The organism is Acinetobacter sp. T63 (genome assembly GCF_053852345.1).
Genome location: NZ_CM132659.1, coordinates 2,586,035 through 2,600,553, shown reverse-complemented (window position 1 = coordinate 2,600,553; position 14,519 = coordinate 2,586,035). Strand labels below are relative to the sequence as shown.

Genomic DNA, 14,519 nt, shown 5'->3' with positions numbered 1-14,519 from the left:
TCTGGAAGCTAAAAGATGGCTAAAGATACTCGCACACGCAAGAAGGTCACCCGTACCGTCTCTGAAGGTGTTGCACACATTCACGCTTCTTTTAATAACACCATTGTGACTATTACCGATCGTCAAGGTAATGCACTGGCTTGGGCCACTTCAGGTGGACAAGGCTTCCGTGGATCACGTAAATCAACTCCGTTTGCTGCTCAGGTAGCTGCTGAAGTTGCTGGTAAAGCTGCTTTAGATTACGGTTTGAAAAACTTGGACGTCCTTGTAAAAGGTCCTGGTCCAGGTCGTGAGTCTGCGGTTCGTGCATTAGGTGCAGTGGGTTATAAAATTAACAGCATTACCGATGTGACTCCAATTCCTCACAACGGTTGCCGTCCACCTAAAAAACGTCGCGTGTAAGGAGAAACATTCATGGCTCGTTATATTGGTCCAAAATGCAAACTCTCTCGCCGCGAAGGGACAGACCTGCAACTAAAATCTGGCGTTAAACCATTTGACGTCAAAACTAAAAAACACGCTAAAGCTCCTGGTCAACATGGCCAAGCGCGCGGCAAACAATCTGAGTATTCACTACAATTACGTGAAAAACAAAAAGTACGTCGTATGTACGGTGTTTTAGAGCGTCAATTTAGTAATTACTATAAAGAAGCAGCTCGTGTTAAAGGCGCAACAGGTGAAAACTTGTTGAAATTGCTTGAAAGCCGTCTTGATAACGTCGTTTATCGCATGGGTTTTGGTTCTACACGTGCAGAAGCTCGTCAGCTTGTATCTCACCGTAGCATTACTTTGAATGGCCGTCGTGTTAACATCGCGTCTATCCAAGTTAAAGCTGGTGACGTGATCGCAGTTCACGAAGGTGCTAAACAACAATTACGTATCAAAAACGCAATTGAATTAGCTGCTCAACGTGGTATCCCTTCTTGGATGGAAGTTGATCACGCTAAATTAGAAGGTACGTTCAAAGCTGCACCAGATCGTTCTGATTTACCTGCTGAAATCAACGAAAGCTTGATTGTAGAATTGTATTCTAAATAATCCTTGAGGTAGCAATAATGACGCGTACTGCAAATGAGTTTCTAACTCCGCAAGCGATCAAGGTCGAAGCGGTTAGCGGGACCTCGGCAAAAGTTATTCTGGAACCATTAGAGCGTGGCTTTGGTCATACTCTTGGTAATGCTTTACGTCGCATCCTTCTTTCTTCTTTACCTGGCGCAGCTGTGGTTGAAGTTGAAATTGAGGGTGTTGAGCACGAGTACAGTACCTTAGAAGGCTTGCAGCAGGACATCGTCGAGCTCTTGCTGAACCTGAAAGGATTGTCTATTAAGCTATTCGATCAAAATGAAGCTTATTTGACATTGGAAAAACAAGGTCCAGGTGACGTTACTGCAGCTGACCTTCGTTTACCGCACAATGTTGAAGTGGTTAACCCTGAACACTTGATCGGCACTCTAAGTGCATCAGGCGCGTTAAAAATGCGTTTGAAAGTGGCTCAAGGCCGTGGTTATGAAACATCTGACTCACGTTTCCCAGAAGGCGAAACTCGCCCAGTGGGTCGTTTACAGTTAGATGCTTCTTATAGCCCGATCAAACGTGTGTCTTACATCGTAGAAAATGCGCGTGTAGAACAACGTACTGACCTTGACAAGCTGATCATTGATCTTGAAACCAACGGTACTGTTGATCCTGAAGAAGCAATCCGCAAAGCGGCAACAATCTTGCAACAACAAATTGCAATCTTTGTTGACCTTCAGAAAGATCAGGCACCTGTGGCTCAAGAACCTCGTGAAGAAGTTGACCCAATTTTGCTTCGTCCAGTAGATGATCTAGAGCTTACTGTTCGTTCTGCTAACTGTTTGAAAGCAGAAAATATTTACTACATTGGTGATCTTGTACAGCGCACCGAGGTTGAGTTACTTAAAACACCTAACCTGGGTAAAAAATCGCTTACTGAGATCAAAGATGTTCTGGCATCGAAAGGCTTGCAGCTCGGCATGCGTTTAGAGAACTGGCCACCAGCTAGTCTCCGCATGGACGACCGCTTCGCTTATCGTAGCCGTTAATTAAGTAGGACTATTCACCATGCGTCATCGTAATAGTGGTGTGAAATTAGGCCGTACCAGCAGCCACCGTAAGGCGTTGTTCCAAAACTTAACCAATGCTTTAGTTGAGCACGAGTTAATTAAAACAACTTTGCCTAAAGCGAAAGAACTTCGCCGCGTTGCTGAGCCTTTAATCACTTTAGCTAAAAACGATACAGTTGCAAACCGTCGTTTGGCGTTTGCTCGTACTCGTAATGCAGCAACTGTTGGTAAATTATTTACCGTTCTTGGCCCTCGTTACAAAGAACGTAACGGCGGTTATCTACGTGTTCTTAAAGCGGGCTTCCGTGCAGGTGATGCTGCACCGATGGCTTACGTTGAACTTGTAGATCGCGAAGTTAAATAATTTCGCAAGAGCAGTTCAGTTGTTCTAAAAAAGGTCGGTTTTTTAAACCGGCCTTTTTTATGGCCAGTTGTCTGACAATTTTTCTGTTGTGTCCCGAATTGATATAAATTTTATCGCCTTTTATTAAACTTGACATTGAGTATTGTCAAATTTGTGCTTTAATAAAAACAGAACGTTGAACAGGTATAAAAACAAAATGGAAAAGCATGTTGATATTCTAATTGTGGGTGCGGGCATCTCTGGTATTGGTCTGGCCGCGCATCTTTCCAAACACTGCCCACAGCGCACCTTTGAAATTATCGAGCGTCGTGAGAGCTTTGGTGGCACTTGGGATTTATTTAAATATCCGGGTATCCGTTCCGATTCGGATATGTCGACCTTTGGCTTTAATTTTAAGCCCTGGACGCAAGACAGTATTCTGGCTGATGGCGCTTCGATTAAAAACTATCTGTCAGAAGTGATTGCAGAGTATCAACTGAAATCCAAAATCCATTTCCAGCATCGGGTGCTGTCTGCCAATTATGATAGCCAGACCCAGAAATGGTTTGTGGTGATTGAAAACGCACAAGGTAAAAAACAGACCTGGATTGCCAATTTTGTTCTGGGGTGTACCGGTTATTATAATTATGATCAGGGTTTCCAGCCGGATTTCCCGAATCAGTCGGCATTTAAAGGTACTTTTATTCATCCACAGCATTGGCCGGAAAACTTCGATTATTCCGGTAAAAAAGTAGTGATTATTGGTAGCGGTGCTACCGCTATTACTTTGGTGCCTGCAATGGTCAAAGGCGGTGCAGCGCATGTCACTATGCTACAGCGCTCACCGACCTATATTGCCTCTATTCCATCAGTGGATTTTATCTATAACAGCATGCGTAAGGTGTTGCCGGAGGAATTGGCTTATAAGCTGACGCGGGCACGGAATATTGGCATGCAGCGCGGTGTATATGCGCTGGCACAGAAACAGCCGAAGCTGCTGCGTAAATTCTTGTTAAAATCAATTGAAATGCAGCTGAAAGGCAAAGTCGATATGAAACACTTTAGCCCGAGCTATAATCCATGGGATCAGCGTCTGTGTGTGGTGCCAGATGGCGATTTGTTTAAAGTGCTGCGTGAAGGGCAGGCCAGTGTTGAAACCGACCAGATTGAAGCCTTTACCGAACAGGGCATCCAGCTAAAATCGGGCAAGCATCTCGATGCCGATGTGGTTGTATCAGCTACCGGTCTGCAAATTCAGATTTTAGGCGGGGTTAAAGCCACCATTGATCATCAGCCTTTGGATACCTCGAAACATATGCTGTATCAGGGTGTGATGGTCAGCGATGTGCCGAATATGGCCATGATTATTGGCTATATCAATGCCTCCTGGACTTTAAAAGTTGATATTGCTGCGGATTATATCTGTCGTCTGATTAATCATATGGATCAGCAAGGCTATACCGAAGTGATTGCGGAAGGTGATCCTTCAGAGTTGATGGAAGACACTGTGATGGGCAGTTTAACTTCGGGTTATATTGCCCGTGCCGCGAATGTGATGCCAAAGCAGGGTAAACATGCACCTTGGCGGGTGAGTAATAATTATCTAAAAGACCGCAAGGATTTAAAACAGGCTTCATTTGCTGATCCAGTGCTGAAGTTCCGTAAAGCAGTCAGTGAACCCGCACGTAAACCTAAACTGGTGTCTTAAGCACACATCATCATGATCGTGCAATGAACAAAGGAAGCTCAATTGAGCTTCCTTGTTGTTTATATCGGGTTCTACGCTTGTAATGCGTTATAGGGAGCGGGAAATCAGCTCTTTCATAATTTCATTGGTACCGGCATAAATCCGGTTGGCGCGATTGTCTAAATACGCACGGGCAATCGGATATTCCAGCATATAGCCATAGCCGCCATGCAATTGCAGACATTCATCCACCACTTTGGAAAACAGCTCCGAGATTTTGTATTTGGCCGCCGCTGCTGCATCAACACTTAGCTGATCTTCGAGCTGCAGTTCCATACACCGGTCCAGATAGGCACGGCAAAAATCAATTTCAGTGCGCATTTCCGCCAGTTTAAAGCGGGTATTCTGAAAGGCACCAATCGGTTTACCAAAGGCTTTACGTTCTTTGGTGTATTGTAGGGTATGCGCAAAGGCTGCTTCGGCACCGGCCTGACAGATAATCGCCACAATCATGCGTTCCCAGGCCAGCTCTTTCATCAGCATGATAAAGCCCATACCTTCCATCCCGAGCAGGTTTTCTTTGGGCACTCGCACATTATCAAAAAACAGCTCGCAGGTGTCCTGACCTTTCATGCCAATTTTATTCAGCGGTTTGCCTTTGCTAAAACCGGCACGATTTGCCTCGACCATAATCAGCGATAGGTTGGCCGAACCTTTGTCGCTATTGCCAGTTTTACACACCACAATCGCCATATCGCATAAATAGCCATTGGTAATAAAGATTTTTGAGCCGTTAATGACGTATTCATCGCCCTCTAAAACTGCTGTGGTGCGTACCGCTTGTAAATCTGAGCCTGTGCCCGGTTCGGTCATGGCAATGGCAGTGACCACTTCACCTGTCGCCATTTTCGGCAACCAGTACTGTTTTTGCTGTTCGTTGCCAAAGTTATGAATATAGTTGGCGACAATATCGGAATGCAGCGAGAAGCCGGTGGCCGAGTCGCCAGCATAGGCCTGTTCTTCAATCAGAATCATACTGTAGAGGCGATCTACCCCGGAGCCACCATACTGCTCTGGCATGGTGGTACACAGCAGCCCCTGTTCACCGGCCTTGTTCCATAAATCGCGGTCTACATGCTGTTGCTGTTCATATTTTTCCGTATTCGGCAAAACTTCCTTTTCATAAAACTTGCGCACTGTATCACGGAATGCCTCATGCTCACTCTGAAATAATTTTCGTGGCAACATGTTGTTGAGTGGGCGAATTGCAGCAGATTGCATGGTTAGAGTTCCTTCACTTATTTTTATGCCTTGAAACTAAAGCAAACAGAGCCGGCAGTACAATGTGCAGAAACATCATTTCTGGCTTTTTGCTGGCGGTTTTGGTCAGTCCGATAAATTCATCGAAACTTTTTCTGGGCTGGGTTAAACTAATTGCGATATCAATATGATGTGGACCAAACCATGAGTGAAGACATTAGCTTAGAAGAGCGTAAAGTGATTTATCGTGCCCGTCGCGGTTTAAAGGAAATTGATGTCTACTTTGATCCTTATGTAAAAAACTATTATTTAACCGCTGATCCGGAAGAAAAAGCCACGTTTGCTGCGCTGGTTGAACAGGAAGATCCGGATTTACTGGACTGGTTTATGGAAGTGTCTGAACCGCCACGCCCGGAAATGCGCGAGCTGATCCGTAAATTAAAACACTATGTCCACGGCTAAGCGCGACTTTCAGCTGAAACCGAGCCGTCTGGCGCTGCTGTTTCAGCTGAGCCTGCTGATTCTATTTTCTGTTTTAAGTTTTCAATTATTACATCCGCTGCTTTGGCTGCTAGGTCTGCTCCTGGCGGCTGTCAGTTATTACGGGTTTCAGCGACGCTCCCAATTAACCGCCTTGGCGCATTTAGATGGGGCAGAGTGGAGTCTGCAGTTTAATTCTGGCTCCAAGATTCAACGCGGTCTGCTCGAGCATATTCTGGATCATCAGCTGTATCTGGTGCTGTATTTTCATCATGCACCGGTCAAATCTGCAGTCATCTGGCGTGACCAAGTTTCGTTTGCAGAGTGGAAAGCCTTAAAAACATTGGCAAAAACTATCTAATTGTCAGACAGTTGCATATTTTAGTATAAAAATAAGATATTGATTTTAAATAAATTTATAAAGTCTATCATTTTGTTTGTTCTACACAGTCACGGTAAATTGGCAAAAAATACCGATTGTTGGACAAAAGCCTCTTGTGTTTGAAAATTATCCAGATATATTAAAGACATCAACAGCAAACGGGGAAATCACCAAGGTGATTGCCACGTAGAGGTTTCTGGTCATCGCAATTGTGTTCAATTGTGGCTGGATGATGAGGTACCTCGCTGAAGGAACGAATTGCACCAATAAAATGCCCGTAATCGGGTTCCAGTTAATAAGTAGCATGTGCTGAACCGTCGCAATGCTACTTTTTTTTGCCTAAAATTTGGCTTTCCTGCAAATTCAGTCAATTTTCTTGTCCGCTTTTCATGTCAAAGTACAGCTCTCAGATTAGAGTAAATGCTCTTTTATTCAGATAATGCATCTGATATGTTTGTTGCCATGGACATAAACACAATTATAGAGGACAGGAAAATGTCGCAAGTCCAAAAAATCTGCCAGGGTGTGGCGGTTATTGCATTCACAACAACACTTCTTTCCGGCTGTTCACAAGTGGTGAAAACCGGTGCCAATGTGGCTTTAGGTTTTACTGAAAAACATATTGTTCCTCCCATTCTGGCCATGGATGATGCCGAAATGGTCTGTAGCAGCGGTAATTCCCTGACCCCTGCAATTATGGCCACCAAAGATATGGGTGCAGACCCGACCCGGGTTGCGGTGCTAATGTATTCAGCCGCCGGTATCTGTGCGGAAAACCGTGCTTTGGATGCCGAGCTGCGTTATTTACGTGCGTCAAAAGCCGGACAGGTCAGTGAAGCGCAAGATGCCCGGATTGAACAGAAACGCTGGGCGGCCATTGCGGCACAGCGCCAATATACCGGTTATCAGTTATTCCAGAATCGCTGGGAAAAGAAATACAGAAAACCACTGGGTGAAGGCTGCCCGAAAATGAACAGCGATATTGATCAGACCGTGTATTTGCTTGGCATGATTAGTGGTTTGCAGGCCATGACCAATGACATTAACTCTGGCGGTGCGGTGCATGTGCCCAAAGATATTGCTGCCGTGGTCGAGCGTGGCATGACCTGTCTGAACAACGAAAAGTTCTGGGGGGCACCACAAGCCACCCGTGCCGTGATCTGGACCTTGTTGCCAGGTGCGGGAGAGGGCAAACCGGAGCCGTATCAGACCCTGAAACAGTCGATGCAAATTGGCGAGCAGAAAGGCGTGCGCCTGTCGCATGCTCTGTATGCAGTGGCCGCGCAGGCCAGCGGCGATGATGCCAAAATTCGTGATGCGCTAAAATCATTTGCGGCTGCACGCACCGAAGAAAAACCGATTAACCCACAATTCAAGTTAATTGACAGTATGGCCGCCACCATGGTGCAGGGGATTTCTGACCGTTACTGGACTGAAAATACCGGGGTACGTACTGCCGATGATGGTATGAGCCGTTTCTGGGATGAGCAGGACAATGCGTCTGAACTGGATGATTTATTTGGTGAAGATACAACGGCCGTTCCAGATACGGAACTCAACAATCTGTAAATAGTCGCTACGAGGAGGACGCTTTATACTTAAAAGATTCAACAGGGACAACGACATGACACTTCATTTTTTCAGTAAGAAAATTATTTTTATTGCCGTGTTTATGTCGCTGGCGGCCTGTTTGCAGGTGTTTGCGGATCATTTTATTTATTGGCGTCCTGCTCTCTTACAAGAATTCTGGCGCTTGTGGACAGCGCATTGGGTGCATGTGAGCTGGGTGCATTATCTGCTGAATATTCTGGCCTTTGCCTGTTTGCCTTTTATTTTTCCGCGGGTCAAAACCTGGCATTTTGTCAGCCTGTTATTGCTGTTACCTCCGGCTATCAGTTTCAGTTTCTATTTCCTGTTTCCACATATTGAAGCCTATGCTGGCCTGTCTGGGGTGCTGCATGGAGCGTATATGGCAGTGGCGGTGGTGCATCTGCTTGATGCTCAAGAACGCCGGTTTGCTGCGCTGGTATTGCTGCTGATTCTGGCCAAACTGCTGTGGGAAAATACCTTTGGCAGTAAGGAAACGGCCGAGCTGATTGGCAGCCCGGTACTGGTCGAGGCGCATTTGCTGGGCGTGATCTGGGGTGCGGGATTGGCGATTGTCTATCTGATCTATACCCACAGCTTGAAAAAGTGATCCGGTTGACCATTTCTACCAAAAAGAAAATGAATATTGTCATTTTAAATGAATGTACTTTGATGCACATTCGAAAAGAATGACAACAAGATTTGAATAGCAGCAGGATGGCTGCTTGCTACAGGATGCGCGAAATACGGCCCTGTTGCCGTTTCCGAAAATAAAAAAACAGGAAAAAATATGTCAAATCAAGGACAACGCAGATCCGGACTGGATCTGCTCAGATATATATGGACAGAATGGATTTCTGCCTTTGTGATTCTGGTGCTGCTGCTGCTGACGCTGATCATTGGAACCGGTGAGATGATTCACGGCCAGCTGTTGCGTATGGGCGAACGGCTATACGGTGATCCTGCCACCGGCATGCAGTATTCATTCTTGCGCGCTGAACCAAGTGCCCCTGACTGTGACCGTAATCCAGATATTGACGGCCAGGTGCAGGCACAAATGAAAGCTAACGCGGCCGATGAATTTGCCGATATTTTTGGAACCCCGTCTGAATCAGATGTGCGTGCCTCAATTATGGCCGCGCAGCAGGTCTGTGAAGAAAAATATGTGTTCTATGATCAGGCTGTGCAGCATATGCAGGCGCATCCAAGTTTACGCACCTATCGCAGTGTAGAAACCACCTTCTTTGGCATCTTTAAATTTGGTACTGAAAACCGTGCCTTGCTGCTGGTGTTGATGGTGGTGTTTGCCGCGATTAGTGCCACTTTAAAAACCCATCATATTGGTTTGCGTGGGCCTGCCACACGAATTGATTATCGGATATATACCACCTGCATGACCGTGGCCAATGCCTTTCTGGCGTTCTCGGCCTATAGCCAGTATCGTTCGGTGCTGAATTCCGGGGTGCCGATGACCGGTGAAATGCAGATCATTTACTGGTTGTGGATGATCCTGTTTAGTGCGCTGACCCTCATCAGTTTATGGCAGTTTATTCGCCCGCCTGCACCAACGCGAGAAGGGGGCAGTCTAGGTCTGGCTTTCCTGAGTGTACCGCTGTATGCCTATATGGCCATTATTACCGGTATTGCCTTTACCTTCTTCATGGATTATCCAATGGGGCAGGGGATTTACCTGGGCCAGCTGGTGGAATTCTCCAGCATCTTCCTGAATCTGGCGCTGTTTATCTGGGCCGGTATGCTGCTGAAACAGACCCGTGTGGTGGATAAATTCCTGAACATCATGCGGCCATGGAATCTGGCACCCGAAACCCTGACCTGGTTAATCCTGATTGGTGCAGCATTACCGACAGCCTATACCGGTGCCTCGGGGATTTTCGTGATCGCGGCCGGTGCCATCATTTATAAAGAAGTCTGGAATGCTGGCGGGCGCCGTCAGTTTGCCCTGGCAGCAACGGCTTTATCTGGTTCGATGGGGGTAGTCTTACGTCCATGTCTGCTGATTGTGGTTGTTGCCTCTTTAAACAAGGAAGTCACCACCGATGTGCTGTACCACTATGGCGTGTATGTATTCCTGCTGACTACAACAATTTTCCTGGTGGTATCGCTGTTCTTTGCTGAAAGTAAGTTCCGGATTGCTTCACCAGCTGTGGCTGCACCACGATCTTTACGTGCCATGGGTGCGGTGGTGCCGTATGTGATTATTTTCGTGCTGATCTGGATGTTCTACAAATATGCGCTGGACACCAACCTGAACGAATTTACCGCGCCGGTGATGATGCCTGTGATTCTGCTGTTAATTGTCCTGTTTGATAAATTGCGGCATGAACCGGCGCCAATTCCACCAGTAGGTCATTGGGATGAAAGCCTGACAGCAAAATATACCGATTCATCGCAACCGGCGCTGGCGACCGCCAGTGCAGTCAGTGGTGTGGAATACCGCGATGGCGTACATACTGCAACTGAGGATACTGGCATGTCGGCGGATCATAGCGTGGCGGTGTCCGAGCCGGAGCGTGAGGTTGGCTTCTGGAAGTCGATGCACATTTCCATTAGTGAAACCGTGGGGCATATTGGTGCACTGGTGATTTTGATGGCCTTATCGGTCAGTGTCGGCGGCTTCCTGGAACGGATTGAAATCATGGAAGCTTTCCCGACCGATATCAGTAGTACCTTTATTGTGATTAGCCTGATTGTGCTGGTGATGGTACTGGTCGGCATGATTATGGACCCGTTTGGTGCGGTCATCCTGATTTCTGCCACGGTGGCACCGGTAGCCTACCAGTATGGGATTGAACCGGTACATTTCTGGATGATTACCCTGATTGGCTTTGAAATGGGCTATATCACCCCGCCGGTCGCGCTGAACCACTTGCTGGCCAGGCAGTCGATTGGCGATGAAGAAGTGGCGGCGGCAGATGCCGAAGTGCGCCACAAATCCTTCTACTATCGTTTTGAGCGCTGGATTCTGCCGATTCTGGTGATGCTGCCAGCGATGCTGATCATTGCCTATGTACCATACTTCTTTAAACTGTTTGGCTGGTATCAGTAAGCCAGCCGTTCAACCGTGATGATGACCATACCCTGATCTTTTGCGAAAGGTCAGGGTATTTTTATGGCGCCTGTGTAGGACTGGCTTTTTTAAACAGCGGGCTGCACAGTAAAATCGCAATTAAAATCAGGCCAAAGCCGAGCAGGCTAGACAGATCTGGCAATTCCTGCCAGAACAAAAAGCCCCAGATGCCGGCAAAAATAATCGCAATATAATTTACCGGCCCAATCTGACCGGCAGGTGCCAGACTATAGGCCCGCGACATAAAAATCTGGCTGATATTGGCCAGCACCCCGGCACTGATCAGCAGGCCCAGTTCACTCCATTGATAGCTTCGCCATAGCCAGAACATTGGAATGACTGAAATCAGGGTGCCAATCAGGCAGAAATAAAACACAATCCGTTCTGGTGGTTCGGTTTGCGTCAGGGCGCGCACAGTGACAAAGGCCATTGCGGCCAGAAAACTGGCGCCCAGACCAATGATCGACAGATGATTGAACAGGCCGGCATCTGGTTTGGCCACACAGAGTACGCCCATTAGACCAAACAGGGCGGCGATCAGCATGGCTGCACTGACTTTTTCTTTCAGGAATAACCAGGCAATGAGCGGAATAAAGATCGGGGAAGAATAGGTAAACACCATCGCATTGGACAGTTTAAGCTGGGCAATGGCATAGAAAAAGCCATACATCGCCAGCAGACCGACCACACTACGCCAGGTATGCATCCACAGACGCCGGGTTTTAAAAAAGCCGAGGCCTTTATTGAACAGCAGCGGCAGAAAAATAAACAGGCCAATAAAATTACGGAAGAACACAATAGTGGCATTGTCGACCGTATGCGAGGCGTAGCGGATACACACGCCCATCAGCGAAAACAGAAAAGCAGAGAGGGTTAATAACTGCTAATTGAAATCTACTTATTTCTATATTATTATATACAAATGAATAGATATGTTAGTATTGGCGTTGCAGCTAAAACACTGGGTGTTTCCATCCAAACCCTAAGAAGATGGGATGAGGAAGGCACTTTAGTCGCAGATAGAACCCCAAAAAATCACAGACGTTACGATCTAAGCAAGATCACACCTGAACTTATCCATGATCTATCAATCCAGAACAGCCGAAAAACTATTGCTTATGCAAGAGTATCTAGTCACGATCAAAAGGCTGATCTTGAGCGACAAAAACAAGTTTTGGAAATGTACTGTGCCAAGCAGGGATGGACATTTGAGATTATTAGTGATTTAGGCTCAGGGATGAATTATCACAAAAAAGGGCTTAAGGCTCTTTTGGATGGAATTATTAATAATGAAATTGGTCGATTGGTTTTAACCCACAAAGATCGATTATTACGTTTTGGTGCTGAATTGGTTTTTGCTTTATGTGAAGCTCGGAATGTTGAAATTGTAATTATTAATCAGGGTGAAAATTTGAGTTTTGAGGAGGAACTGGCTCAAGATGTCCTGGAAATTATCACTGTATTTTCAGCACGATTATATGGAAGCCGAAGTAAAAAGAACCAAAAGTTAATACAGGCGGTCAAAGAAGCACTATGAGTCGATTTATACGAGGGCATATCATTGAATTGATGCCCAATAATAAACAAGCAAGCCATTTTGCTCAGGCAAGTGGTGTTGCTCGTTTGTCGTATAATTGGGCTTTAAGAGAGTGGCAGCGACAATACAAGGCTGATAAGGAATATCGAGATCAGTGTGAGTATTATGATGTTGCGGTGAATGAAATGCTTCTTAATAGACCTAAAGAGAGTAAATTAAGAAAACACCTAAACACTTTTAAATTTGAAAAATATCCTTTCATGAAGAAAGTGACTAAGTGCGCACCACAGTTGGCGATTAAGCAGTTGAGTAGTGCTTTTGATAGATTTTTTAACGGCAAATCAGGATACCCCAAGCCAAGAAAAAAAGGCAAGGATGACCGTTTTTCATTATCAAATGATCAATTTAGCGTCAAGGGTCGGTCTATTAAAATCCCTAATTTGGGTTGGGTGAAAATGACTGAGAATCTGCGCTATAAGGGTAAAATTCTCTCGGCCAAAATATTTAAACAAGGTGGTAAGTGGTTTGTATCAATCGCTGTCGAACTCACCCAGATCGAAAAGCTTAAACCGAAAACAGGTTTAAGTATCGGTGTTGATTTGGGTGTCTCTAATCTTGCCACCCTTTCAAATGGTGAGGTTATTCCTTCTAACGCACCACTTAAAAGACAGCTGCAAAACTAAGACGACTCAACAAGTCTTTTAGTCGTAAGAAAAAAGGTAGTCAGAATCGAGAAAAAGCAAAAGCCAAGCTATCTCGCCTGCACTATAAAATTGTCTGTCTACGCAAGAATAATCTTCATCAAGTCACAACGGATTTGGTAACACGTTTTGATGTGATTGCAATTGAAGATTTGAATGTTAAAGGCATGTTGAGGAATCGTAAACTCGCAAGAGCTATATCCGATATGGGTTTTTATGAGTTTAAAAGGCAGTTGATTTATAAAGCCAAACAGCATGGAAAATCGGTACTTTCGGTTGGTCGATTCTTCCCAAGTAGTAAAATGTGTTCGTGCTGTGGTGAATTAAATCAATCTCTCACACTTTCTGCGCGAGAGTGGAAGTGCTTAGTTTGCCAAACCATCCAAAATCGTGATGTTAATGCATCAATTAATATCCTGCGATATGCGGATAAAGATTTAATCACTGCATAAGTGGTGATTAAGGCGGTGAGTTACACCGTGACAGCCTATGGAATTGAGGTAATCCCTAAAGCAAATGCTTTAGGTTCTTGATGGTGAAGTAGGAATTAAACATCAAACCCACATTGAGTAGGTTTGAGTAGGTTTTAAATAACGGTGAGTAAGCCAATGGCTTTGATCAGATCATGCTGAGGCGTGGAGGCAGTCATCATCAACCCGGGCGAGGAATAAGGATGTATTCTAGCCGATTTAACGCAGACTGCCGGTCATAATTATTGCTGTTTGAGCTGGGCTTCGAGCAGCTGAATCTGTTCTTCTTTCAGGCGAATCAGTTCATCAGCATCGGCGTGCTGGGCATTGAGCAGTGCGGCCTGATCATCCAGCTGTGCCTGCAGGTCTTCTAGTTTGGCCATTTCTTCTTTGGCCAGGGTCGCGTTGGTAGCAACCGGCTGTTTCAGAATATCTTCACTCACCAGTTGCTGTGGCATTTCTTCCAGCTGCACCGCTGGTTCTGCTTTGGCTTTGGCAGCCGGTGCGGCCGGCTGACTTAGCAGCTGGGCTTCAGGTGTTACCTCTGCGCTCTGGTTTTGGCTCATCCATTGATAAGACAGCACCACAAGTACGATTACGATCAGGCCCCCAATAATGGCCCATAATAGTTTTGAGCTATTTCTCTGATCAAGCGTCATGAATAAATGAACCTTAATTTTTTTACTTAGGATGACGTGGTTTAAATTGAATCACACCCACTTCATCAGGCGCTGCCGGTGGCTGAGGTTCATCGACATGGGTCGGGCGATTTTCGCTATAGCCACAGTCGATACATTCAATCCATTCATCATCACCTGAGGTCAGCATGACCACCCGATCCATAGCCTGGCATTTTGGACATTTTGCGCCTGCAATGAAACGACGTTTGATGGTCATCAT

General features: G+C 45.8%; 16 protein-coding genes and 1 pseudogene. 13 read left to right on the top strand and 4 right to left on the bottom strand.

Annotated features, from left to right (window positions below; all coding sequences use genetic code 11):
• Positions 1-15: 15 nt before the first annotated feature.
• The 5 genes from rpsK (at position 16) to ACVLR6_RS12430 (ending at position 4,135) form a co-directional block, all read left to right on the top strand.
• Positions 16-402, top strand: coding sequence for a 30S ribosomal protein S11 (rpsK, locus tag ACVLR6_RS12450; protein ID WP_001040166.1), 387 nt, complete (start codon positions 16-18; stop codon positions 400-402).
• A gap of 12 nt (positions 403-414) precedes the next feature.
• Positions 415-1,038, top strand: coding sequence for a 30S ribosomal protein S4 (gene rpsD / locus ACVLR6_RS12445; protein WP_016658534.1), 624 nt, complete (start codon positions 415-417; stop codon positions 1,036-1,038).
• A gap of 17 nt (positions 1,039-1,055) precedes the next feature.
• Positions 1,056-2,063 carry a DNA-directed RNA polymerase subunit alpha gene (locus ACVLR6_RS12440; RefSeq protein ID WP_005180245.1) on the top strand — a complete coding sequence of 336 codons (1,008 nt, stop codon included), beginning with the start codon at positions 1,056-1,058 and terminating at the stop codon, positions 2,061-2,063.
• Between the two features lie 19 nt (positions 2,064-2,082).
• On the top strand, positions 2,083-2,448 hold the full coding sequence (gene rplQ / locus ACVLR6_RS12435; protein WP_004754212.1) for a 50S ribosomal protein L17: 366 nt from the start codon (positions 2,083-2,085) through the stop codon (positions 2,446-2,448).
• 196 nt (positions 2,449-2,644) lie between these two features.
• Positions 2,645-4,135 (top strand): flavin-containing monooxygenase, encoded by a 1,491-nt coding sequence (locus tag ACVLR6_RS12430; protein WP_455995351.1) that lies wholly within the window; start codon positions 2,645-2,647, stop codon positions 4,133-4,135.
• Positions 4,136-4,222: 87 nt separating this feature from the next.
• Here the strand turns inward: ACVLR6_RS12430 and ACVLR6_RS12425 are convergent, their stop codons facing one another.
• Entirely contained in the window at positions 4,223-5,395 is a 1,173-nt protein-coding gene (locus ACVLR6_RS12425) for an acyl-CoA dehydrogenase family protein (RefSeq protein ID WP_455995350.1), read from the bottom strand.
• Between the two features lie 183 nt (positions 5,396-5,578).
• Between ACVLR6_RS12425 and ACVLR6_RS12420 the strand changes: the two genes are divergently transcribed.
• From ACVLR6_RS12420 to ACVLR6_RS12400, 5 genes are all read left to right on the top strand, one after another.
• Positions 5,579-5,836, top strand: coding sequence for an FAD assembly factor SdhE (locus tag ACVLR6_RS12420; RefSeq protein ID WP_005180238.1), 258 nt, complete (start codon positions 5,579-5,581; stop codon positions 5,834-5,836).
• Positions 5,823-6,215: a hypothetical protein gene (locus ACVLR6_RS12415; RefSeq protein WP_005180237.1), complete on the top strand. Its 393-nt coding sequence runs from the start codon at positions 5,823-5,825 to the stop codon at positions 6,213-6,215. Before ACVLR6_RS12420 ends, ACVLR6_RS12415 begins: the two co-directional genes overlap by 14 nt.
• Positions 6,216-6,731: 516 nt before the next feature.
• Positions 6,732-7,805: a hypothetical protein gene (locus tag ACVLR6_RS12410; RefSeq protein WP_045795327.1), complete on the top strand. Its 1,074-nt coding sequence runs from the start codon at positions 6,732-6,734 to the stop codon at positions 7,803-7,805.
• Between the two features lie 55 nt (positions 7,806-7,860).
• Complete coding sequence (rrtA, locus tag ACVLR6_RS12405) at positions 7,861-8,433, top strand: rhombosortase (protein WP_455995348.1); 573 nt, start codon at positions 7,861-7,863, stop codon at positions 8,431-8,433.
• A gap of 180 nt (positions 8,434-8,613) precedes the next feature.
• Entirely contained in the window at positions 8,614-10,890 is a 2,277-nt protein-coding gene (locus tag ACVLR6_RS12400; RefSeq protein ID WP_168407008.1) for a TRAP transporter large permease subunit, read from the top strand.
• Between the two features lie 61 nt (positions 10,891-10,951).
• On the opposite strand, the gene ACVLR6_RS12395 is transcribed toward ACVLR6_RS12400, so the two are convergent.
• A complete protein-coding gene (locus tag ACVLR6_RS12395; RefSeq protein ID WP_168390961.1) occupies positions 10,952-11,770 on the bottom strand; it encodes a DMT family transporter in 819 nt (272 codons plus the stop codon).
• A 63-nt stretch (positions 11,771-11,833) separates the two neighbouring features.
• Between ACVLR6_RS12395 and ACVLR6_RS12390 the strand changes: the two genes are divergently transcribed.
• The 3 genes and pseudogenes from ACVLR6_RS12390 to ACVLR6_RS12380 form a co-directional block, all read left to right on the top strand.
• A complete protein-coding gene (locus tag ACVLR6_RS12390; protein ID WP_152342123.1) occupies positions 11,834-12,448 on the top strand; it encodes an IS607 family transposase in 615 nt (204 codons plus the stop codon).
• Positions 12,445-13,131: an RNA-guided endonuclease InsQ/TnpB family protein gene (locus tag ACVLR6_RS12385; RefSeq protein ID WP_455995346.1), complete on the top strand. Its 687-nt coding sequence runs from the start codon at positions 12,445-12,447 to the stop codon at positions 13,129-13,131. Before ACVLR6_RS12390 ends, ACVLR6_RS12385 begins: the two co-directional genes overlap by 4 nt.
• Before the next feature lie 47 nt (positions 13,132-13,178).
• A pseudogene (locus ACVLR6_RS12380) lies at positions 13,179-13,601 on the top strand (RNA-guided endonuclease InsQ/TnpB family protein); the annotation flags it as partial.
• Positions 13,602-13,861: 260 nt separating this feature from the next.
• Here ACVLR6_RS12380 and ACVLR6_RS12375 read toward each other — a convergent pair.
• Both ACVLR6_RS12375 and ACVLR6_RS12370 read right to left on the bottom strand, forming a co-directional pair.
• Positions 13,862-14,278 (bottom strand): hypothetical protein, encoded by a 417-nt coding sequence (locus ACVLR6_RS12375; RefSeq protein ID WP_160232303.1) that lies wholly within the window; start codon positions 14,276-14,278, stop codon positions 13,862-13,864.
• Positions 14,279-14,300: 22 nt separating this feature from the next.
• Positions 14,301-14,510: a YheV family putative zinc ribbon protein gene (locus ACVLR6_RS12370; protein ID WP_171065117.1), complete on the bottom strand. Its 210-nt coding sequence runs from the start codon at positions 14,508-14,510 to the stop codon at positions 14,301-14,303.
• Positions 14,511-14,519 lie beyond the last annotated feature (9 nt).